The 20,784-nt window shown below is 69.8% G+C and carries 18 protein-coding genes and 1 tRNA gene; 6 read left to right on the forward strand and 13 right to left on the reverse strand.

All coding sequences use genetic code 11. From position 1 onward, the window contains the following. Positions 1–78 precede the first annotated feature (78 nt). The 6 genes from J2853_RS34795 to J2853_RS34820 all read right to left on the reverse strand — a co-directional run bounded on the left by J2853_RS34795 (position 79) and on the right by J2853_RS34820 (position 7,224). Positions 79–1,005, reverse strand: a complete 927-nt coding sequence (locus J2853_RS34795) for a PDR/VanB family oxidoreductase (RefSeq protein ID WP_307564945.1) — start codon at positions 1,003–1,005, stop codon at positions 79–81. Beyond that, complete coding sequence (locus J2853_RS34800) at positions 1,002–1,166, reverse strand: hypothetical protein (RefSeq protein WP_307564946.1); 165 nt, start codon at positions 1,164–1,166, stop codon at positions 1,002–1,004. The genes J2853_RS34795 and J2853_RS34800 overlap by 4 nt, the downstream gene beginning before the upstream one ends. Then, positions 1,163–2,185: an aromatic ring-hydroxylating dioxygenase subunit alpha gene (locus tag J2853_RS34805; protein WP_307564947.1), complete on the reverse strand. Its 1,023-nt coding sequence runs from the start codon at positions 2,183–2,185 to the stop codon at positions 1,163–1,165. The genes J2853_RS34800 and J2853_RS34805 overlap by 4 nt, the downstream gene beginning before the upstream one ends. Before the next feature lie 86 nt (positions 2,186–2,271). Beyond that, positions 2,272–3,060, reverse strand: a complete 789-nt coding sequence (locus tag J2853_RS34810) for an IclR family transcriptional regulator (protein WP_307564948.1) — start codon at positions 3,058–3,060, stop codon at positions 2,272–2,274. A 315-nt stretch (positions 3,061–3,375) separates the two neighbouring features. Then, positions 3,376–6,624 carry an AfsR/SARP family transcriptional regulator gene (locus tag J2853_RS34815; protein WP_307564949.1) on the reverse strand — a complete coding sequence of 1,083 codons (3,249 nt, stop codon included), beginning with the start codon at positions 6,622–6,624 and terminating at the stop codon, positions 3,376–3,378. A 96-nt stretch (positions 6,625–6,720) separates the two neighbouring features. After that, entirely contained in the window at positions 6,721–7,224 is a 504-nt protein-coding gene (locus J2853_RS34820) for a nucleotidyltransferase domain-containing protein (protein ID WP_307564950.1), read from the reverse strand. Between the two features lie 149 nt (positions 7,225–7,373). Here J2853_RS34820 and J2853_RS34825 point away from each other — a divergent pair, with 149 nt between their 5' ends. Continuing rightward, the gene (locus J2853_RS34825; RefSeq protein ID WP_307564951.1) at positions 7,374–7,886 is read left to right on the forward strand and encodes a SigE family RNA polymerase sigma factor; all 513 of its coding nucleotides are present in this window, start codon (positions 7,374–7,376) and stop codon (positions 7,884–7,886) included. Beyond that, entirely contained in the window at positions 7,883–8,836 is a 954-nt protein-coding gene (mltG, locus tag J2853_RS34830) for an endolytic transglycosylase MltG (RefSeq protein WP_307564952.1), read from the forward strand. The genes J2853_RS34825 and mltG overlap by 4 nt, the downstream gene beginning before the upstream one ends. An 88-nt stretch (positions 8,837–8,924) precedes the next feature. Here the strand turns inward: mltG and J2853_RS34835 are convergent, their stop codons facing one another. Further along, a complete protein-coding gene (locus J2853_RS34835; protein ID WP_307564953.1) occupies positions 8,925–9,953 on the reverse strand; it encodes an ROK family transcriptional regulator in 1,029 nt (342 codons plus the stop codon). A 73-nt stretch (positions 9,954–10,026) separates the two neighbouring features. Between J2853_RS34835 and J2853_RS34840 the strand changes: the two genes are divergently transcribed. Further along, positions 10,027–11,214, forward strand: a complete 1,188-nt coding sequence (locus tag J2853_RS34840) for an MFS transporter (protein WP_307564954.1) — start codon at positions 10,027–10,029, stop codon at positions 11,212–11,214. Here the strand turns inward: J2853_RS34840 and J2853_RS34845 are convergent. Next, positions 11,180–12,367, reverse strand: coding sequence for a serine hydrolase domain-containing protein (locus J2853_RS34845; protein WP_307564955.1), 1,188 nt, complete (start codon positions 12,365–12,367; stop codon positions 11,180–11,182). The genes J2853_RS34840 and J2853_RS34845 overlap by 35 nt on opposite strands. A gap of 185 nt (positions 12,368–12,552) precedes the next feature. Here J2853_RS34845 and J2853_RS34850 point away from each other — a divergent pair, with 185 nt between their 5' ends. Next, positions 12,553–13,092, forward strand: a complete 540-nt coding sequence (locus J2853_RS34850) for a PadR family transcriptional regulator (protein ID WP_307564956.1) — start codon at positions 12,553–12,555, stop codon at positions 13,090–13,092. A 271-nt stretch (positions 13,093–13,363) separates the two neighbouring features. On the opposite strand, the gene J2853_RS34855 is transcribed toward J2853_RS34850, so the two are convergent. Together J2853_RS34855 and J2853_RS34860 are read right to left on the reverse strand one after the other, a co-directional pair. Further along, positions 13,364–13,780 (reverse strand): dihydrofolate reductase family protein, encoded by a 417-nt coding sequence (locus tag J2853_RS34855; protein WP_307564957.1) that lies wholly within the window; start codon positions 13,778–13,780, stop codon positions 13,364–13,366. 26 nt (positions 13,781–13,806) lie between these two features. Next, positions 13,807–14,250: a hypothetical protein gene (locus J2853_RS34860; protein WP_307564958.1), complete on the reverse strand. Its 444-nt coding sequence runs from the start codon at positions 14,248–14,250 to the stop codon at positions 13,807–13,809. 256 nt (positions 14,251–14,506) lie between these two features. Between J2853_RS34860 and J2853_RS34865 the strand changes: the two genes are divergently transcribed. Both J2853_RS34865 and J2853_RS34870 read left to right on the forward strand, forming a co-directional pair. Then, a complete protein-coding gene (locus tag J2853_RS34865; RefSeq protein WP_307564959.1) occupies positions 14,507–16,039 on the forward strand; it encodes a serine hydrolase domain-containing protein in 1,533 nt (510 codons plus the stop codon). Positions 16,040–16,450: 411 nt separating this feature from the next. Continuing rightward, a complete protein-coding gene (locus J2853_RS34870) occupies positions 16,451–17,140 on the forward strand; it encodes a DUF4097 family beta strand repeat-containing protein (RefSeq protein ID WP_307564960.1) in 690 nt (229 codons plus the stop codon). Between the two features lie 183 nt (positions 17,141–17,323). Here the strand turns inward: J2853_RS34870 and J2853_RS34875 are convergent. The 3 genes from J2853_RS34875 to gyrA all read right to left on the reverse strand — a co-directional run bounded on the left by J2853_RS34875 (position 17,324) and on the right by gyrA (position 20,757). After that, a tRNA-Ile gene (locus J2853_RS34875) sits at positions 17,324–17,397 on the reverse strand. Positions 17,398–17,538: 141 nt separating this feature from the next. Then, positions 17,539–18,072, reverse strand: coding sequence for a DUF3566 domain-containing protein (locus tag J2853_RS34880; protein WP_307564961.1), 534 nt, complete (start codon positions 18,070–18,072; stop codon positions 17,539–17,541). 189 nt (positions 18,073–18,261) lie between these two features. After that, complete coding sequence (gyrA, locus tag J2853_RS34885) at positions 18,262–20,757, reverse strand: DNA gyrase subunit A (protein ID WP_307564962.1); 2,496 nt, start codon at positions 20,755–20,757, stop codon at positions 18,262–18,264. Positions 20,758–20,784: the final 27 nt, after the last annotated feature.

The raw sequence follows: 20,784 nt of genomic DNA on the forward strand, positions 1-20,784 counted from the left end.
TCCACCCGCGCCCCTCCCGGTGACCCGGGGTCACCCCCGCCCGCCCCTCACGATCGGCCGGTCTCCGGACCGGTCCGTTCACAGCTCCAGGACGAGGCGGGGGGTCCTGCTCCGCGAGACGCAGATCATCATGTAGTCGGCCGCCTCCCGCTCCTCCTCGGTGAGGATCGAGTCACGGTGTTCGGGCACCCCGTCGAGCACGACGGTCTCGCAGGTTCCGCACGTGCCCTCCCCGCAGGAGGACAGGACCTGCACTCCGGCGGCCGTCACCGCGTCCAGGACGGAGGTGCCCGGCGGCACGCTGACGGTGAGCCCGCTCTGTGCGAGCTCCACCTCGAAGGCCGTCTCCGGACCCTCGATCGATGTGGGGGTGAATCGCTCGACGCGCAGCGTTCCCCCTGTGCAACGCTCCTCCACGGCGGCGAGCAGCGGCTCCGGCCCGCAGGAGTAGACCAGCTCGTGCGGCTCCCGGAAGAGATCGTCGAGGTCGAGCAGGCCGGTCTCGTCCTGCGGCCGTACGGTCACCCGGTCGCCGTACCGGGCGAGTTCGCCGAGGAAGGCCATGGACGCGCGGCTCCGTCCGCCGTAGATCAGCCGCCACTCCGTCCCCGCCCGGTCGGCGGCCTCCACCATGGGCAGGAGCGGGGTGATCCCGATGCCCCCGGCGATGAACAGGCAGCGCTGCCCCCCGGTGAACGGGAAGTGGTTGCGAGGACCTCGCGCCGACATCTCCGTTCCCACGTCGAGCCGGTCGTGAACCCACGCGGAACCGCCACGGCCGTCCGGCTCGCGGAGCACCGCCACCCGCCAGACCGTCGTGTCGGCCGGGTCGCCGCACAGCGAGTACTGCCGGACGAGACCGGTGTCGCCGAGCAGCAGATCGATGTGGGCGCCGGGCTGCCAGCGGGGAAGCGGCTCACCGCCGGCCGCTCGCAGGGTCAGGCTCACCACGCCGTCGGCGATCAGGTCCTTGCCCGCCACGACGACCTTCGTCTCGATGTTCAATCGATTCCCGCTTCGATGCTCGCCTCGTGATCGGGATGGGCCAGCAGCCACTGCCAGACCTCCACCGGGCCGTCGGCGCGGTATTCGGCCCCGCAGTGGCAGACCCCGGTCAGGTGGTCGGATCCGGGTGACCAGACGACCTGCAGCAGGGCACTCGTCACGATTCGTCCGTCATCCGCTGGAGCAGCCGCCGCGCCGCGAGCCCGCCGGTGTCGATGTTGATGCTGAGTTCCTGATAGCCCTCGGGCTCGGTGGCGATGACCTTTTCGAGGAGGTTGAGGGCGACCACGTCCTGCATGACCACGGTGCGGTTGCTCTCCGCGAGGTAGGTCGTCACCTCCGGATCGTCGAGGGCGAAGTCCCGGGCGACCATCCAGAAGTCGAAGGTCGTGGTCTCGGTCGACGGGGTGATCCCGTACACGATCTCCGCGTGGAAGGCGGCGCTGTCGTCACCGTCCGGTGCGGGTTCGAGGCCGGCGGGGGCGATGCGGCTGTGCAGGAGGTAGAGGCACGGCGGCTGGTACTCGATGTCCTGCCAGCGGTCGATCCGGCCCTTGATGCCGGTGGAGTTCGCGTAGAAGGGCGGGCATTCGACGTCCTTCATCCGGCGGCTGACCCTGACGACGCCGGCCTCCTCGTCGACCGAGGTCGTGATCGGGGTCTCCGCCACCTCCGGGGTCCCGATGTAGCCGCCGTGCAGGTAGGTCTCGTGCGACAGGTCCATCAGGTTGTCGACGAGCAGCTCGTACCGGGCCTCCAGCGGCTCCATCCCGCGGACGACGACCCAGCCCTCGGCGTCGAGCCACGGGGCGCGAGGAATCGCCGCCGGGTCCGCGTCGCCGTCGCCGATCCACACCCACACCAGGGAGTCCTGTTCGACCACCGGATAGACGGGGACGCGTGCCGTACGCGGAATCCGGGTCTGCGCGGGAACGGCCACGCACCTCCCGTCGGGCTCGTACGTGAAGCCGTGGTAGCCGCACACCAGCCGGTCACCGTCCCGGTGGCCCTCCGAGAGCGGGAAACGGCGGTGCACGCAACGGTCGGCCAGGGCGACGGCGTCCCCGGCCCCGGTCCGGTAGAAGACGATCGGCTCGCCGCAGATCGTACGGGCGAGCAGCTCCTCGCCGACCTCTTCACCGTAGGCGGCGACGTACCACTGGTTGCGGGGGAAAACCATGAGAGCTCCATCCTCGGACGTGGCATGACTTTCGCGCACGCTCCGGAAGGACCGCCATGGCGATTCCGTCTGATGGAAGATCGAATTCAGTCGCCGTTGTGGATCGCCGAATCGGGTGACCGCAGTGCCCGGGGCGCGCCGAGCGCGCGGGAGATGCCTCGGGCACTGGCCCTGACGGCCGGGACCAGCACCCGCCAGTCGAAGCCGTCGGCCGGAACGACGATGGACACGGCCGCCACCGCGGTGTCCGCCGGTCCGAAGACGGGCGCGGCGACCGACAGCGCCTGCAGCTCCACCTGACCGTCGCTGATGGCCACCCCGGTCCTGCGAATCCCCGCCAGCACCCGGCGGAGCTGCCCGCCCGAGCAGAGCGTCTTGGGCGTGAACCGCCTCAGGGGCCCGGCGATCGCGCGTTCTTGCACGTCCGGGTGCGCGTGGGCGAGCAGGGCGAGGCCGACGCCGGTCGCGTGGGCGGGGAACCGAAGGCCGATCTGGGTGAAGACGTGCACCGCGTCCCGGCCCGCGATCCGCTCGACGTAAAGGACTTCGAGCCCGTCCAGCACCGCGAGCTGGACATTCTCATGGGTCGCCTCGTAGAGGTCTTCGAGGAACGGCATCGCGGCCTCCCGCAGGCCCAGGCCGCGAGGCGCCAGCGCCCCGACCTCCCAGAGCCGCAGGCCGACCCGGTAGACGCCTTCGTCGTCCCTCTCCAGCGCGCCCCACCGGGTGAGCTCGCCCAGCAGCCGGTGCGCGGTGGCGGGCGGCAGCCCGGTCTGCCGGCTGATCTCCGCCAGCGACATCGCGGTCCGGCCGGGGGAGAAGGCGCCCAGGATGCTCAGGGCCCGCTCGGTGACGGACGGCCTGCTGGATCCCATCACCGCCTCCGTCTCTGGCCTGCCGGCATCGAACCGTGTCCTGCTTTCCGGGGCCCCTCCACGCCTCGCGGCCCCCTTCGAAAGGTTCGCGCCCCCTTCGAGCCGCGAACATCAAGGAAATCACTCTCGGAACACTCCGGAAGGTCACCCGTCCGGGAGCAGGCCCGCGAACCCGGCGGCCCCACCGCCCGCGAGTCCGACGTCCCCACCGCCCGCGAGTCCCGCATCCCCGCCGCCCGCGAGTCCGACGTCCCCGCCGCCCGCGAGTCCGGTGACGCCGCCGCCCGTGAGCCCGGTAAGGCGCGGAGGCCGTCCCTACCGGACGACGACGGAACGAACCCCCTCGATCGTCAGCCCGCCCCCGTGTTCGAATTCGACGGCGAAGCCCTTCTCGCCCAGTGCGTCGCGCGCGCTCGCGGCGATCCGGTCGATGTCGCCGCGTTCGGCGGGTGTGAGCGGCAGTCCACTCGACACCCGGGCCGCGGCCGCCGCGCCCAGGAGCAGGGCGGCGCGGGCGGGGTCTCCGGTGAGGACCAGCACGCCGGCCAGACCCTCCAGGGCGCCCGTCATCTCCCGGGCGCTGTCGAACCTGGTCGCGAGGTCGACCGCCCGCAGGTGCAGGGCCAGAGCCGCCTCCACATCGCCGCGCCGCTCGGTGACGAGGCCGAGCTCGGTCATGATCATGGGAAGGTGCGGGGGCGGAACCTCCCCGGTGTCCTGCCACGGGGCCTGTTCCAGCAGGTTGCGCAGATGGGTCTCGGCGAGATCGAGCCGGCCGTCCTTGCGCGCGGCGAAGGCGAGTCCCATCTCGGCGAAGATCTGTCCGGGCCGGTGGCTCTGCTCGGTGGCCAGCCTCGACGCCCGCTCGCAGAACCGCCGCGCCCGCTCGTAGTCGCCGCGCTGCAGCGAGATCCAGCCGAGCCAGGCCAGCCGCCCTGCGACCTCCGCCCACAGCCCGAGCTCCTCGGCCATGTGCAGGCCGTCCTGTTGCACCCGGTAAGCCCGTTCGTAGTCACCGGTCATCTCGGCCAGAGCGCCGACCCACCCGCCGGCCTCCAACTGTCCCCAGCGGTCACCGAGCTCGCCGAACAGCTTCGCGCTCTGCTCACTGTCACGTTCGAGCGTGACCAGGTCTCCCCGGATGTGCGCGAGTTTGGCCCGGACGCAGAGGGTCGCGGCCACCCCCCACCGGTCACCGAGAGCGTGGAAGGCCGCCAGCGCCCGGTTCTGCAGGTCCTCTCCCGCTGTCAGATCACCGAGGTCGATTCCGGCGTAGGACAGGAACCACTCGGCCCTGGCCTGCCCTCCCGGGTCGTCGGCCTCCTCGTACAACCGCAGCACCTCCCGGCGGCGGGCCGGCCGGTCGGTGGCGTCGCCCTGCAGGAGCGCGATGCCGACCTGCCAGGCCATGGCTCTGGCCCGGACGGCGGCGGACGCCTCACCGGTGACGGCCAGCGCCGCCTCCAGGGATCGCCGGGCCTCGGTGAGGCGTCCGCGCAGGAACCAGTACCAGGCCATCGCGTTGACGAGCCGCAGCGCGCGGTCGCGGTCTCCGTCGCGCACCATGCTGTCGAGGGCGCCGCGTATGTTGGCGGCCTCGGCGTCGAGGCGCCGCAGCCACTGCCGCTGGCCGGAGCCGTACAGGTGTGGCTCGGCCTTCTCCACGATGCCGGTGTAGTAGTGGTGGTGCCGTCGCCGTACCCGCTCGAACTCACCCGCCTCCTGCATGCGCTCGACGCAGTAGGCCGCCACCGACTCCAGCAGCCGGTACCGGGGGCCCTGGGCGTCGTGCACCACCACGACCAGGGAGCGGTCCACCAGGCGGGCCAGCGTGTCCAGCACCTCCGGGACTCCCACGTCGTCTCCGGCGCAGACGGCCTCCGCGGCCTCCAGGGTGCAGCCGTCCGCGTGGACGGCCAACCGGCGCAGCACGACGCGCTCGGTCCCGGTCAGCAGCTCCCAGCTCCAGTCGATCATCGCCATCAGGGTCTGCTGGCGCGGCGGGGCGCCCCGGTGCCCGGTGGCCAGCAGCCTGAACCGGTCGTCGAGCCGGGTCACCAGCCCGTGGACGCCCAGCGCGCGCACCCTGGTCGCCGCCAGTTCCAGCGCCAGCGGGATCCCGTCCAGCCGTCGGCACAGCACCGCGACCGCCGGAGCGGTGTCCGCGTCGAGGGTGAACGCCTGCGCCGCGGCCGCCGCCCGCGCGACGAACAGCCGTACCGCGCTGGACTGCTCCAGCAGCGTGAGGTCCGTGTCGGCCGCGCGGCCGGGCACCTCCAACGGCGGGACACTCCAGACCACCTCACCGGCCAGGGCGAGCTGTTCCTGGCTGGTCGCCAGGATCCGCAGGCCGGGAACGGCACGCAACAGCAGCTCCGCCAGCTCGGCGACCTGATCGACCACATGCTCGCAGTTGTCCAGCACCAGCAGCAGCTCCCGGGGACGCAGCGCACCGGTGAGCCGCTCCGTCGAGGTCAGCTGCTCTCCCGAGCCCGCGGTGTCCTGGACGTCCAGGACCGCCATGACCATCTCGGCCAGCCGGGACCTCGCCGCCTCCTGACCGGACGGCCGATCGAGCGCGGCCAGTTCGACCAGCCACGCCCCGTCGGCGAAGGTGCCGGCCAGTCGCCTGGCCGTCTCCACCGCCAGCCGCGTCTTGCCCACCCCGCCGGATCCGGTGAGCGTCACCAGCCGGCCCGCCTCCAGCAGGGAACACACCTCGGCGACCGCTTCGTCGCGGCCGATCAGGCCGGTGAGCGGCGCGGGAAGGTTCGTCCGGGGCCGTGCCGCCGGGGCGGCCGGTGCGGGTACGGCGTCCAGGACCGGGTCCTGCCTCAGGATCGCCTGATGGAGTGCCACCAGGCCGGAGCCGGGATCCAGACCCAGTTCCTCGGCCAGCCGATCCCGCAGCTCGCCGTAACCGGCCAGCGCCTCGCTCTGCCGTCCGGCGAGATAGAGGGCACGCATGTGCGCGGCGCGCAGCCGCTCCCTGAGCGGATACCGTGCCACCAGGTCGCCGAGCTCACCGGCCAGGAGACTGTGCTCCCCCAGCTCCAGCCGCGCCTCGGCCTGCTGCTCCAGGGCGAGGAACCGTTGCTCCTCCAGCCGGGTGATCGCCGCTCGGGTGAACTCCTCGTCGGCGAAGTCGGCGAACGCCGCTCCTCGCCACAACGCCAGCGCGTCGGACAGCAGGGTCGCTCTGGCTCGCGGGTCGTCGATTTCCTGAGCCCGCGCGACCAGCGCCGTGAACCGCCAGGCGTCCACCGCCTCGGCGTCCGCCTGAAGGAGATACCCCGGCCGGCGGGACACGACCAGATCCCGGCCACCCCGCTCGGCCTCCTCCAGCGCGCGCCGCAACTGCGAGATCCTGACCTGCAACGCGCCCGTGGGGTTGGCCGGGGACTCCTCACCCCACAGGTCGTCGACCAGGCGGTCGGCCGACACCGGCCGTCCTTCGTGGATGAGCAGGTCTGCCAGCAATGCCCGGACCTTCAGCCCGGGGACCGTGACCGGTTCGCCGTCGGCGGTCCATACCGCGAGCGGCCCCAGCACCCCAAAACGCATGAACGCCACGATAGCCCGGCACAGCCGCCTAGATCGTTCGTTCGTGCCGTCCTCGGCAGCCGGTTCAGGCCCGCCGGATACCGTGTACCGGACGGGTCAGAAGTGGGTGGTGACCCCGAACGCCTCGCGGAGCCGGGCCATGTCATGCCGGTCCCGGTCGGCGGGGTCGTATCCCTGATGGAAGTGGATCTGCTGGGTGACCGACAGGCAGGGCACCCGAACGCCCCCGATCACGCCCGTGACGAAGGCGTCGGCGGGATAGGAGAAGGTGCCGCCTCGCGTGTCGGCGTGCTGGACGGCCGAGCCGTCCGGGCCGAACAGCAGCGGGTGCAGATCCAGCTCGTGCCCACCGGGGTCGGCCATGACGAAGCGGACCGGCCGACCCGGCTGGGCGTCGGGCCGCTCGCCGAACCCGGCCGCCTCCAGCGTTCCGATCAGCAGCGGCTCCTGCTCGACACGGTGCACCAGGTCGAGATCGCGATGCTCGCGGGTCACCTCGCCCACCAGGGCGTCGACGCCCCATCCACCGGCGATCCAGACCTCGCACCCGGCCTGACGCAACAGCGCCAGCACCCTCAGAACCTCATTCGCCTCGAACACGGAGAACACCCTGTCATCCCCGTCCCCGTGGCGTCGATCGATTTCCGGGGGCGCCGGCCGCACGCCGTGGTGAAGGACCGGTTCGGTCCCGCCGGCATAGATCGGCGCCCTGCCCGCGTCCTTGCTTGGTGACACAGCGAGGAGGACATGTGGATCCAGGATGTGAGGCGGACTTCCAGAAGTTCGTCGTCGATCGGTCGGGTGCGCTGTTCCATACCGCGTACTTGATGACCGGTGACCGGCACGCCGCCGAGGACCTGGTGCAGTCGGCACTGGCGCGGACCTCCGCGAAATGGCGCGGCCTTCGCGATCCGGCGGCCGTCGAGGGATACGTCCGCCGCGTCATGTACCACGAGCAGGTGAGCTGGTGGCGGCGCCGTTCCCGGGTCGCCGAGGTGGCCACCGAACGGCTGCCCGACCAGGCCGGAGAAGGGCACGCCGACGTCGCGGACCTTCGCCTGGTGATGCGTACGGCTCTCGCCCAGCTGACACCCCGGCAGCGGACCATGCTCGTGCTGCGCTACTTCGAGGACCTGTCCGAGACCGAGATCGCGCGGATGCTCGGGATCGGGGTGGGGTCGGTCCGCAGTCAGATCTACCGCTCGCTGGAGCGCCTGAGGAAGGTCGCCCCTGAACTGAGCACCGTGAGGGAGTTCAGATGAACATCGAAGACCTGCTGCGCGAGACCCTTTCCGACATGGCCCGTGAGGAGCGGCCACCTCCGCCGGGCCGGTTCCTCCAGGTCGGCGGGGGCCGATCCCGGCGCCGCGGCCTCGCCCTGGCAGCGGCGGCGGCCGTCACCGTGATGGCGGTCGGATCCACCCTCGTCGTCGGAGGGCTGTCCTCTCGGATGACGGTCTCCGAGCCCCCCGTCGGGCAGGGTTCCGGCGAGGTGCCCGTCGAGGTCCTGCGGAACCGTTTGACCGTGAAGGAAGGGCTGCGGCTCACGGATGTCTTCAAGCGACTGTCGAACGTCACCGGCAGGCCGGTGAAGGAGTTCGAGCAGGCCGCCAAGCACGGCGGGGCGCTCGGCCTTCCGGCCTACGCCAAGGGCAGGCTGGAGGGATTCGCCTTTCCCGCGACCTACGAGGTCTCGCCCACGTCGAGCCCGGCCGAGATCCTCGCCGCGATGGTGGCCCGCTTCAACCGAACCGCCGAGGACCTCGACCTGGTGGACGGCGCCAGGCGTGCCGGCCGTACGCCACTGGAGATCTTGACCATCGCCAGCATCGTCCAGGCCGAGTCGGGCACCAATCGTGACATGCCCAAGATCGCGCGGGTCGTCTACAACCGGCTGGACCTCAAGCCCGCGAGGAAGCTGGAGATGGACAGCACGCTCATGTACGGCCTGAACAAGTACGGCATCACCGCCTCGAACAAGGATCTCCGGAGCCGGTCGCCGTACAACACCTACATGCGCCCCGGACTGCCGCCCGGTCCCATCGGCAACCCGGGCGCCGACGCCATCAAGGCCGCGCTGAAGCCGGCCGCCGGCTCCTGGCTGTGGTTCGTGACGACCGACCCGAAGAAGGGCGTCACGAAGTTCGCCGGCTCCGAATCCGAGTTCCTCAAGCTGAAGGAGGAGTGGGAAAGGAACCGCGGAAACCGGTGACGGAGCGGTTCTCTGCTCGCCGCTCGCGCGCGCTCCCTCTCACCGCGCCTCCGCCGGCCCTCCGCCTGACGGATCCACGCCACACGCCCTAACCGAAGGCGTTGTCGCGGGCCAGGTCGAGGGCCGTCAGGACGGCTCCCTGAAGCACCGCGTTGCCCACCACCGTGCTGGCGCGGATCTCGGCGGGAGCGGGGGAGAGCCCGCCCACGCGCTCGGCCACCAGCGCGGCGAGCGCGTCGCCGCCCGCCCGGCCCGTCGTACCGCCGAGGACGACGAGCCCGGGGTCCAGGATCGCGACGAGGGCGAAGGCGCCCTTGGCGATCCGCGCGGCCAGCTCCGCGCGGCCGAGGCCCCGCGCGGCCTCGGCCTCCGTCTGGTCGCAGAACGACGTGCCGTTCACCTCCAGGAGGCCGATCTCGCCCGCGCCGCCCGACACGCCGCGGCGCAGCCGGCCGCCGAGCACGACCGCCGCGCCGACGCCCTCGTCCAGCCAGAGCAGGACGAAGTCCTCGTGCCCCGTCGCCGCGCCCGTGCGGAGCTCGGCGACGGCGGCGAGGTTCACCTCGTTCTCCAGGATCACCGGCACGCCCAGGCTCTGCCGTACCGAGGCGATCAGGCCCGGCCGCCACCCGGGCACGTTCTCCGACACCAGTTCGCCGTGCCGGGGGTCCACCAGGCCGGGCGCGCCGATGACGACCGTGTCGAGCACGCGGCCCGCGGCGGCCTCCCTGACCGCGCCCCCCATGAGGCCCGCGAGGTCCTGCGGCCCGTCCGCTCCGGGGATCTCCCGTACGGCCGAGCCGACCGCCCGCCCGGTGATGTCGGCGATCGTGACCTCGATGGCACTGCGGCGCACGTCCACCCCCGCCACGTGGGCGCGGTTCGCCACGATGCCGTACAGGCGCGCGTTGGGGCCCCGGCGGTCCTCGCCGCTCTCGCCGGTCACCTCGATGAGCCCGCCGTCCCTGAGCCGCTCGATCAGATCGGACACGGTGGGCCTGGACAGCCCGGTCAGCGTGCGGAGCTGGGGAGCGGTCAGCGGCCCGCGCTCAAGCAGCAGGTCCAGGGCGAGCCGATCGTTGATGGCGCGGGCCATGGCCGGGGTCGCGGTCTTCACGTCCCCCATATTAATCAGGGAGCCTGCCTGATATCTCTTTTCATCAGGAAGCCTGCCTGATAGTTTCCGGGCCATGAGTCACCATCGCGCCATAGCCGCCGTGTTCGCCGCGCACGGCGCCGTCGCGGGCAGCCTGGCCACCCGCGTTCCGTGGATCCAGGACCACCTGCACCTCGGCCCCGGCACCCTCGGTCTCGCGCTGCTCTGCCCGTCGATCGGCGCCTTCGTCGGCATGCCGCTGGCCAGTCGCCTGGCCTACCGCTTCGGCGGACGCGCCGCCACCCGGGTCCTGCTCGCGCTGTGGTGCGCCGCCCTCGCCCTGCCCGCCCTCGCCCCTGCTCCCGCCTGGCTGTTCGTCGCGTTCCTGCTGTACGGCACGGCGGCGGGCATGTGCGACGTGGTGATGAACGCCCACGCCGTGGTGCTCGAACGGCATCTGGGACGCTCCATCATCTCCGGGCTGCACGGCCTGTGGTGCGTGGGCAGCCTGGCCGGAGGCGGCATCGGGGCTCTGGCCGCACAGGCGGAGGTCGACGCCAGGCTCCACCTCGGGGCGATCGCGCTCGTGCTGCTCGGTCTGGGCGCCGTAGCCGGGCGCGACCTGATGCCCGACGGCTCGACCGCCGGCGTGCCCGCGCCACGGCGCTTCGCTCTGCCCTCGCGCGCGATCCTGGCCATCGGCCTCGTCGGGTTCTGCGGCACGTTCGCCGAGGGCGCGAGCTCGAACTGGGCCGCCGTCTACCTCACCGAGGTCACCGCCGCCGGCCCGGGAGTGGCCGCCGCCGGCTACATGACCTTCATGCTCTGCATGGCGGGCGCCCGGCTGGCCGGTGACCGGGTCATCGGCCGGTTCGGGCCCGTGACGGTCGTCAGAGCGGGTGGGGCCATGGCGGCCGTGGGCGGCGTCATCGTCGTCACGGCCCGCATGCCCTTGCTCGGCTTCGCCGGATTCGCCCTGCTCGGGCTGGGCATCGCGGTGATCGTCCCTCTGGTGTTCACAGCGGCGGGCAACATCGGGCCGACCCCGGGGGAAGGAGTGGCGGGCATCGCGACGATCACGTACCTGTCGGGGCTGACCGCCCCGGCCGTCACCGGGTGGGTCGCGGGCGGCGTCTCCTATCCCGCCGCGTTCGCGATGATCACCGGTGTGATGGTGCTGCTGACGCTGCTCGCACCGGTCCTGCGCCCGGCTCCGGCGGCGGCCCCGCGCACGGCGTCCCTCGCCCTCACGTCCGCCAGACGTCCAGGCACCGAGTCATGAACCGGAAGGGGACGGCCTGCCCCCTGGTCTGGTCGACGGTGCCGACCAGGTGCAGGTCGAGCTCCGGACAGTGGAAGAGCCACGTCCCGGTGACTCCCGAGTGGCCGATGAGCGTGACGGGGCGGCGTCCCGATGACATGAGCCGACCGACCGTGAAGAACATGGTGCCCAGCCCGTATCGGAGGACGGGAATGTTGCGCAGCCGGTTGCGCCGCTCGGTGAGCGACTCCAGCGAGCGGGCGTCACCGAAGAGCTCGCCGTCGAGCAGCGCCCGCTGAAAGACGAGGAGATCGCCGGTGGTGCTGAACAGGTCGTTGGAGGACTCGATCATCGAGGTCAGTTCCACGCGGCGCCGTTTCGCGTAGAGCGGTGAGGGCGCCGCGGTCGCCGGATCCGGCGGGCGATGTCCTGGGAGCCAGGTGTGCGTGAGGCCGAGCGGACCGAGGATCCGTTCGGTCAGCAGATCGGCGAACGACCGATCGGTCACCGTCTCCACGATGCGGATGAGCAACTGGAAGCCGGTGTCGGAGTAGCGGGCCTTCTGCCGGGCGGAGGTGAGGTCCTGCGGCTCGAAGTGCGGGCGTTGCTGCTCGCGCGTGATCCGCATCGCGTCCTCGAAGGACCAGGCCAGCTCATGCCCGGCGGCGAGGCGCTCATACAGGCTGGGGCCTTCACGACGCTTCTCAAAGTAATCAGGCAACCCGGACGTATGACTCGCGAGGTGGCGCACCGTGATCGCGGACGTCCGGTCGATCCCCCCGAGGACATGGAGCCCGGCGATCGTCTCCGCCGGCAGGTAGGCGCCGATCGGCGCGGCCAGTTCGAGCTCGCCGCGCTCGTGCGCCTGCAGCACCAGCGTGATGATGAAACGCTTGGTGACGCTCGCGATGAAGAACGGGGTGTCGGGACGCGGTTGGTGATCGTCGGAACCGGCGGGGCCGGAGGCGGCGGACCAGCGCCGTTTCCCGTCACCGCTCGCGACGGCGAGGTTGGCGTGGTGTACGTCGCGTCGCGCGACGAGGTTCTCCAGCAGGCCCGTCAGCCGCACGTCGACGTCGTCGGGAACGTGATTGTCATGGGCGAGGGTGGTGGCGAGCCGCGATGTCTCGTGAATGTTCCCTGTCTCCGTTCTCTCGGCGTGACCCGTCGGCACCACGCCCTCCATCGGCCGGGGCGGCCGACCGGCATTCACGACCATGGGCATCGACCCGTGGTCGAGGCGGGCGCGTTGCCCTGAGACGCCATGGGTTCTCCGCGTCAACGGAGGGCGAGGGTGCCGGTGATCATAGATATGTCTAGTAGACATGTCTATGAGAGTCAATGCCCTAGACTCTGCCGATGGCCCATGTGATCCTCGGTCTGCTCCTGATCGCCCCGCAGACCTTCTACGACCTCATCAAAGGATTCGAGGCCGGCGTCGCGCTCTTCTACAGCGCCAGCCCCGGCAGCATCAAACGCGCACTGGACACCCTGCTCACGCGGGGGTTCATCGAGGTCGCCAGCGTCGAAGCCGAAGGCCGGGGGCGGAAGGTGTACCGCCTGACCGACGCCGGCCGTCAGGAGTTCCGCGCGTGGATGAAAGGGGAGTTGACCGGGCCCGACATGGAGACCGCGGCGCTGTCCAGGCTCTACTTCCTCGGCCTGCTGGAGCCGGTCGAACGCGTACCGGTGCTCCGCCGCATCACGGCGCGCATCGAGACCGACCTCGCCACGCTGTCGGCCCTCGACAAGCACCTCCATACCCTGGACATCCCCGAGGAGCACCGCGACCTCGCCACCCACCAGCGCGCGACGCTCGGCTACGGCATCGCCTCGCACCGCTTCGCGCTCGACTGGTTCCGCGACCACATCGACCGGCACGAGACGCCGAACCCCTGACACCGCACAGAAGCGGCCTCACGGTCCGGTGACCTCTTCACCCGCTTGGTCGCCCTGCTCGCACGATGACGGCTTGACCGATTGGAGGGCCGGCATCCCCTGTGGTGGCCGGTGAGGAGATGACGGCGGCGACCGTCCCGCCCCCACGACCCTTTCCCCCGCCCTCTCCATCTCCTCCGCAGCCGGACCGGGGGCTGGGGCAGCGCCCATCGCTGCTCCATCGCCACCGGGACTCCACGATCCGCGAACGCGGGATCGAACCGCCCGAGGGTCACGCGCCGGCCCGCCTCGCGTACCAGGTGATACCGGCTCCGTTCGAGAACGCCCTGTGGTCGGTCGGGGTGAACACGGTGGGACGGAAGCCGCCGTCGACGAGGGCGGCGCCCGCGCCCGCCACCACGGGATAGCTCTTGATGATCATTTCGTCGATCTCGATCAGCAGCGAGCCGGCCAGCCCTCCGCCGCCGCAGAGCCAGACGTCCAGCCCGTCCTCACGCTTGAGGTCCCGGACAAGCGCGGCGGGGTCGCGCACCAGTTCCACCGCCGGGTCGTCGATGCGGTCCAGGGAACTGGAGACGACGTACTGCCGCAGGTGCGCGTACGGACTGCCGATCCCCTGGTCGAGCACGGCCCGGTAGGTGTTCAGCCCCATCAGGACGGTGTCGAAGCGCCTGTTGGGGACGTCCACGAGACCGGCGTGCGGACGGCGTCCAGCTACTTCGCCGGTGCGCGCCGACCTGGGTGAACGGGGCGGCGCGCACCGGTGATCAGGACGAGCGCGGCGATGGCGCCGTAGAGCGGGAGCACGAACCCGAGCCCCTGCGAACCCTCAGGGCAATAGGGGGAGAAGAACGCAACGGTCGACAGTGCGTAGTAAGCGGCTGTCACGAGCGCTCCGCCGGCTCCTGTCCAGGCCAGGAGCCGGCGCCTTCGGGGCGGTGATAGCCATGCGGCCACGGCCAGCGCTGTCAAAGCGGGGGGAAGCAGAGCGGCCATCGCGCCGAAACCCAGGCCGAGCACATCACGACCGGTGTATCCGTCTTCGGTGTTCAGATGGGCGCAGATGTAGATCTCTGTATCCACCGGTGACGAAGCCCAGCCAGGAAGGGTGGACAGAAGGATGGCACTCATCCAGCACAACAGCGCGCGGTGCTTCATCGCCTGCCCCCAGGACCCCGCAACCGCTCAGCCTCCGGGCGGACCTCGGAACGGGGAGGCTCAGTCTTCCAGCCGTAGCTCGTGGCTTCCAGCCTTGGCTCGTGGCCTTCGGACGAGATTCGAAGGCGGAGAGGGGGCACCCCGCCCCGTGACCTGACGAAAGTCATGGTGAGGTCCATCCGATCGTACGGTGTGTGGCCCTCCCGCCGACTTCTAGCGTTCGTCCCATGCGAATGGAGATCTCGGAGGGCCCCCGATGAAGAGGCAGAAGATCGCGGCGATCGCCGCTCTGACCGGTGTGTTGCTCACGACGGGGGTGACGGCGGCGAGTGCCCTGGCGGAAGCGCCGGAGACCGGCGGGCTGAGCGCGACCGCGATCGACCACTACATGCGCGACTACATCGAGCGGACCCGACTGCCCGGCGCCCTGGTCGCGGTCACCAAGGGCGACCAGGTCGTGCACGCCGCGGGTTACGGCCACACGGCCGGCGGCGAGATGATCACGAAGGACACGCCGATGCCGCTCGCCTCGGTCTCCAAGTCGTTCACGGCCCTGGCGGTGCTGCATCTCGCCGACCAGGGAAAGATCAGCCTGGACGCCCCCGTCCGGACGTATCTGCCCGAGTTCACCATGGCCGACCCCCGCGCCGGGAAGATCACCGTGCGGGAGCTGCTCCAGCAGACCTCGGGAATGAGCGACCAGACCTTCCCCGAGCTGACGCTCCCCGCGCCGGACACCCTCAAGGACGCCGTCGCGATGCTGCGGACCGCCCCGCTCGCCGTCGACCCGGGCACCAAGGAGATTTACCACAACCCCAACTACACCGTCGCGGCGCGGCTGGTCGAGGCGGTGGCCCGGGTGCCGTTCGCCGACTACATGGCCACCACCGTCTTCGATCCACTCGGCATGACGTCCACCAGGACGGTGAACACCACCACGGACCTCCCCGGCGCGGGCGAGGGGTACATCCGCGCCTACGGCCAGGTCATCAAGCGCTCCCATCCGAAGTGGTTCATCAATGGCGGCTACGGCGTCGTCAGCACCGCCGACGACATGGCCAAGTGGCTGATCACGCAGAACGGCGCCGGCCACGTCTTCCCCGAGGAGAGCATCAAGACCACCCAGACCGCGTCCGGCGTGGGCGGCAGCAACTACGGCATGGGATGGGACACCGGGAAGACCGCCGGGGGAGCGCCCCAGCTCCAGCACACCGGCTGGCTGCTCACCCACAACTCCGCGCAGACCCTCCTGCCCGCAAGCGGATACGGTATCGCCGTCGTCACCAACACCGGGATGATCTCCGGTGACGACGCGGTCATCATCACCGACGGCCTGATCGACATCATCGAGGGCCGCCCCGACGCGGGCACCGTACCCTTCACCACGACCGCGGACCCCTGGCTGGGCGGCCTGACGCTGCTCAACCTCGGACTCGGCTTCCTGGGGGTCTACCGTTCCCGCGGCTGGGCCCGCCGCCGTGCGGGCCGCCCCGTGTGGCGCCTGATCGTACGGCTGGTCCCCTACGCGCTGCCGATCGCGTTCTTCGCCGGCCTCGCCGATCTGATCGGCTTTGTGATGAACCGGGTGGGCACGCTGGACCAGATCACCTACGTCTGGCTCGCGCTGTACATCTGGGCCGGCACCGGTGCGCTGGCCGCCACCGCCGTCGTCGTCTCCCGTCTCGTCCACACCGTCCTCGCCCGCCGCTCGGGCACCCCCGCCCCGCTTCCGGGCGGACCGGCGTCAACGCCGGCCGGTCCCTCTCCCGTGGGTAGCGTGCCTGCATGACCGGGCGGTACCGTCCGCCCTCCGGCCTGCCGTTGAGGCTTCCGGAAAGGTGACCGCTTTGTCAGAGGCGCCCGCCATAATGGCTCAGATGGCGACACAGCAGCGGCTCTCGGACGGTTTACCTCATCCGATGTAAGGCGCCGACGCCCCTCGGAGAAAGTGATCGATTCGGAGATGCTGCGTGTCGTGCATCGGCAGTGTCTTGATCTCCTCTCGGTCGACCCAGCGGACGCCGATCGACCCCGGCTCCCATTCATGAGCACCTTGCTCGGCGGCATGGTCATCCACCTGGTCACGGACCGCTCCAAGGCCTCACGACGGCTTAGCGATCTCAGGGCGCTGTCAGGGGAAGTTTCAGGGACGCCCCGGACGCCGCCCCGCCCGCCTTCCAGGAGACTTTGCGTCATGAGTATGAGGAGCTTAGGTGTGGTCGCGGGCGCGGTGGCGCTCGTGGCGCTCTTGACGGGGTGTGGCCTCGCCGGCCCCTCCGAGGAGGACACGGCGTCCTACGACGTCACGGACAAAGTGAACGCGATCCAGATCGAGGCCGACTCGGGCGGAATCGAGGTGACCGAGTCCGACCGGCAGGACATCCACGTGATCGAGCGCCTCAGCTGGCGCAAGAACAAGCCCGTCGCCAGCCATGAGACGCAGGGCGACACCCTGGTGCTTAAATTCACCTGCCCCGGCAGCTGGATCGGCGGCACGAACTGCGAAGTCGGCTATCAGGTCGAGATCCCCCGAGGACTGAGCGTCAAGGCCACCAGCGACTCCGGGGAGGTGACGCTGCGGGATCTGTCCGGCGACGTGGACGTGACCAGCGACTCAGGCATGATCGACGCCGGCGGGCTGGCGGGCAAACAGGTCGTCTCGAAGACCGACTCGGGCGCCATCACTCTCGCCTTCACCGCTCAGCCCGACAAGGTCAAGACGTCGACGGACTCCGGCAGGACCGAGGTGCGCGTGCCGGAAGGGCCCTACAACATCGCCGCCACTACGGATTCAGGCACCAAGGAGATCGACGCGACGCACGACGCCTCGGCTCCACGCTCGATCACCCTGTCCAGCGATTCCGGTGCGATCGAGGTCCTCGGATCCTGAATCCGCGCGGAGAAACGCCAGAGGGGCCGCGCCGTTGAACCGGCGTGACCTCTCTGAGCTGGCAAGGACGGGAGATTTGAAATCTTGAGGGGATTACCCCTTTACGGCTTCCAAACGGGAGCGTTAGTCCCCCGGAAGATCAAAAGGCCACTTCCCTTGGTGGGAAATGGCCTCTGAGCTGGGTGGGGCTACCAGGACTTGAACCTGGGACCTCTTCCTTATCAGGGAAGCGCTCTAACCGTCTGAGCTATAGCCCCTCATTACACACAATGAACGGTGCCGCACCCGCTTCGCGAGGGCGAATCCGTTCACTCGAACAGGGAAAAGCTTACCCTGTCCTGGCGCCTGTTCGCGCCATGTCCCCGGCCCTCAAAACCGGGGACATGGCGGCAGGTCGCCTATTCGGCCTCGCTGAACGTGACCTCCACGCCGCCGACCAAATCGGAGGCGATGTTGTAGATCACAGCGCCGAGGGTCGACATGGCGGTGATCAGCACCACGTTCACCGCGCCGATCAGGGCGGTGTAGCCAAGGATGCGGACCGGCTCGAACCAGGAGGCGATGTCCACGTCGCTGGTGGACTTGCCGTCGGCCGTCGTCAGCTGGTTCACCGTCTGGATGATGTTCTCAAACACCCCAAGCCCGGACAGGACCATGTAAAGAACCGCGACCGCGATGAACAGCACCACAAAACAGACCAGAGACACCACGAAGCTGAACTTCATGGCGGACCACGGCTCGACACGGCGCAGCACCAGGTGCGCCTTGCGCGGTGGCCGGGGAGTTGTGTCCGAGGCCTTCTTGTCCGCCCCCTCCGAGGAGGACGCCGAAGAAGACAGCCCTCCCGGCGACCAGGGAGTACGGTTCGGCTCTGCCGGGCGGATCCGAACCGTGGAATCGCCCTTTTGCTTGTCGTCCTCGATCGCCGTCACGCGCTGCCTGCCCTTGGGCTCGTCGGTTACCGAATCATCGGTCCCCGGCTTGGGCGCTTGACCGTCGGCCGGTGACTCGACCACCTCGACGATGTTCGTTTCAGCGGTCTTGTCCATCTTCTCCGTCACCTGGTCGCGTGTCGATGACGAGGCCGGACGTGGACCCGGATTGGACTGAGCATTCACGGGCTATTCCCCTTCCCCGTTTTCCTCAGTTTCCAAAGTCTCTGCATTGCGGGCGAGAGCCACGACGCTGTCACCCTCCGCGAGATTCATCAGACGCACCCCCATGGTCTGGCGGCCCGACTGCTTGATCTCTCCTGCGCTGGTCCGGATAACCCCGCCGACCGACGTGATCGCGAAAACCTCGTCTTCGGGCCTGACCATGGCCGCGCCAACCAGCTTGCCACGCGCACTGACGATCTTGGCAGTCAGGACGCCCTTTCCGCCTCTTCCCTGCAAAGGATATTGCTCAGCGGGGGTGCGTTTGGCGTATCCGCCCTCGGTCGCGATCAGCACATGGTCGCCGTCGGCCATCCGGTTCATCGCCAGCAGCTCGTCGCCGTCGAGGAATCGCATGCCGATCACACCGCTGGTCGCCCGGCCCATCGGCCGAAGGGCCTCGTCGGAGGCGGTGAAGCGGATGGACTGGGCTCCGCGGGAGACCAGGAGGAGGTCGTCCTCCTCCGATATCAGCCTGGCGGCGATCACCTCGTCATCTTCGCGCAAGTTGATGGCGATGAGGCCACCCGTGCGCGGCGAGTCGTATTCGGAAAGGCGGGTTTTCTTCACCAGACCGCTACGGGTGGCCAGCACGAGGTACGGGGCGACGTCGTAGTCACGGAGGTCCAGGACCTCCATCACGACCTCGTCCGGCTGCATGGCCAGCAGGTTCGCCAGGTGCTGACCGCGGGCGTCGCGGCCGGAGTCGGGCAGCTCGTAGGCCTTGACCCGGTAGACCCGGCCCTTGTTCGTGAAGAACAGCAGCCAGTGGTGGGTCGTCGTGACGAAGAAGTGGTCGACGATGTCGTCCTGGCGCAGCTGCGCGCCGCGCACCCCCTTGCCGCCGCGCTTCTGCGCCCGGTAGAGGTCGGTGTTGGTGCGCTTGGCGTAGCCGCCACGGGTGATCGTGACGACCATGTCCTCCTCGGCGAGGAGGTCTTCGATCGACATGTCGCCCTCGTAGGCGATGATCTCCGTCTGGCGGTCGTCGCCGTACTTCGCCGCGACCTCGGAGAGCTCGTCGAAGACGATCGTCCGCTGCCGCTCGGGCGAGGCCAGGATGTCCTGGTAGTCGGTGATGTGCGCCATCAACGCGTCGTACTCGTCGGTGATCTGCTGGCGCTCCAGAGCGGCCAGCTTGCGCAGCTGCATGTCGAGGATGGCCTGTGCCTGGATCTCGTCGATCTCCAGCAGCGTCATCAGGCCGCCCTGGGCCGCGGACGCCGACGCCGACCGCCGGATCAGGGCGATGACCTCGTCCATCCGGTCGAGGGCCCGCAGCAGGGCACGCAGGATGTGCGCCCGCTCCTCGGCCTTGCGCAGCAGGTAGCGCGTCCGGCGGACCACGACCTCGATCTGGTGCGAGACGTAGTGGCGGACGAACTGGTCGAGCCGGAGCGTCCGCGGGACGCCGTCGACCAGGGCCAGCATGTTGGCGCCGAAGGTGGTCTGCAGCTGGGTGTGCTTGTAGAGGTTGTTCAGCACGACCTTGGCGACCGCGTCGCGCTTGAGCACGATCACCAGGCGCTGGCCGACCCGGGAGGAGCTCTCGTCGCGGACGTCGGCGATGCCGGTGATCCGGCCGTCCTTCACCGACTCGGCGATCGTCAGCGCGAGGTTGTCCGGGTTGACCTGGTAGGGCAGCTTGGTGGCGACCAGGCACTGGCGGCCCTTGGCGTCCTCCTCGACCTCCACGATCGCCCGCATGGTGATCGAACCGCGGCCGGTCCGGTAGGCGTCGTCGATGCCGCGGCGGCCGACGATCAGCGCGCCGGTGGGGAAGTCGGGGCCCTTGACCCTGGCGATCAGCGCTTCGAGGAGTTCCTCGTCGGTGGCGTCGGGGTTCTGCAGGCACCACTTGACGCCTTCGGACACCTCCCGCAGGTTGTGCGGCGGGATGCTGGTCGCCATGCCGACCGCGATGCCGGCGGACCCGTTGACCAGCAGGTTCGGGAACCGCGCCGGGAGGACCACGGGCTCCTGGGAGCGCCCGTCGTAGTTGGGGATGAGATCGACGGTGTCCTTGTCGATGTCGCGCAGCATCTCCATGGCGATCGGCGCGAGCTTGCACTCGGTGTAGCGCATCGCCGCCGGCGGGTCGTTGCCCGGCGAGCCGAAGTTGCCCTGCCCGTCGATCAGCGGGTAGCGCAGCGCCCAGGGCTGGGCCATTCGCACGACGGTGCCGTAGATGGACGAGTCACCGTGCGGGTGGTAGGAGCCCATGACGTCGCCGACGACGCGGGAGCACTTGAAATAACCGCGGTCGGGCCGGTAGCCGCCGTCGTACATGGCGTACAGGACCCGGCGGTGGACCGGCTTGAAACCGTCCCGGACGTCCGGCAGAGCACGCGAGACGATGACCGACATCGCGTAGTCCATGTAGCTGCGCTGCATCTCGGACTGGATGTCCACCGGTTCGACACGATCGACCGGAGGTCCAGGCGGAGTGTTCACTTCCGTCACAGGTCAAAATCCTTTTCTGGTACGGCT

The sequence above is a fragment of the Streptosporangium lutulentum genome (assembly GCF_030811455.1).
GTDB lineage: Bacteria > Actinomycetota > Actinomycetes > Streptosporangiales > Streptosporangiaceae > Streptosporangium > Streptosporangium lutulentum.

Excerpts from the sequence above, each read along its gene's own strand:
- J2853_RS34805 (WP_307564947.1), bottom strand. The coding sequence starts at position 2,185 with ATGGTTTTCCCCCGCAACCAGTGGTACGTCGCCGCCTACGGTGAAGAG.
- J2853_RS34810 (WP_307564948.1), bottom strand. The coding sequence starts at position 3,060 with ATGGGATCCAGCAGGCCGTCCGTCACCGAGCGGGCCCTGAGCATCCTG.
- J2853_RS34815 (WP_307564949.1), bottom strand. The coding sequence starts at position 6,624 with ATGCGTTTTGGGGTGCTGGGGCCGCTCGCGGTATGGACCGCCGACGGC.
- mltG (WP_307564952.1), top strand. The coding sequence starts at position 7,883 with ATGAACATCGAAGACCTGCTGCGCGAGACCCTTTCCGACATGGCCCGT.
- J2853_RS34840 (WP_307564954.1), top strand. The coding sequence starts at position 10,027 with ATGAGTCACCATCGCGCCATAGCCGCCGTGTTCGCCGCGCACGGCGCC.
- J2853_RS34850 (WP_307564956.1), top strand. The coding sequence starts at position 12,553 with ATGGCCCATGTGATCCTCGGTCTGCTCCTGATCGCCCCGCAGACCTTC.
- J2853_RS34860 (WP_307564958.1), bottom strand. The coding sequence starts at position 14,250 with ATGAAGCACCGCGCGCTGTTGTGCTGGATGAGTGCCATCCTTCTGTCC.
- J2853_RS34865 (WP_307564959.1), top strand. The coding sequence starts at position 14,507 with ATGAAGAGGCAGAAGATCGCGGCGATCGCCGCTCTGACCGGTGTGTTG.
- J2853_RS34870 (WP_307564960.1), top strand. The coding sequence starts at position 16,451 with ATGAGGAGCTTAGGTGTGGTCGCGGGCGCGGTGGCGCTCGTGGCGCTC.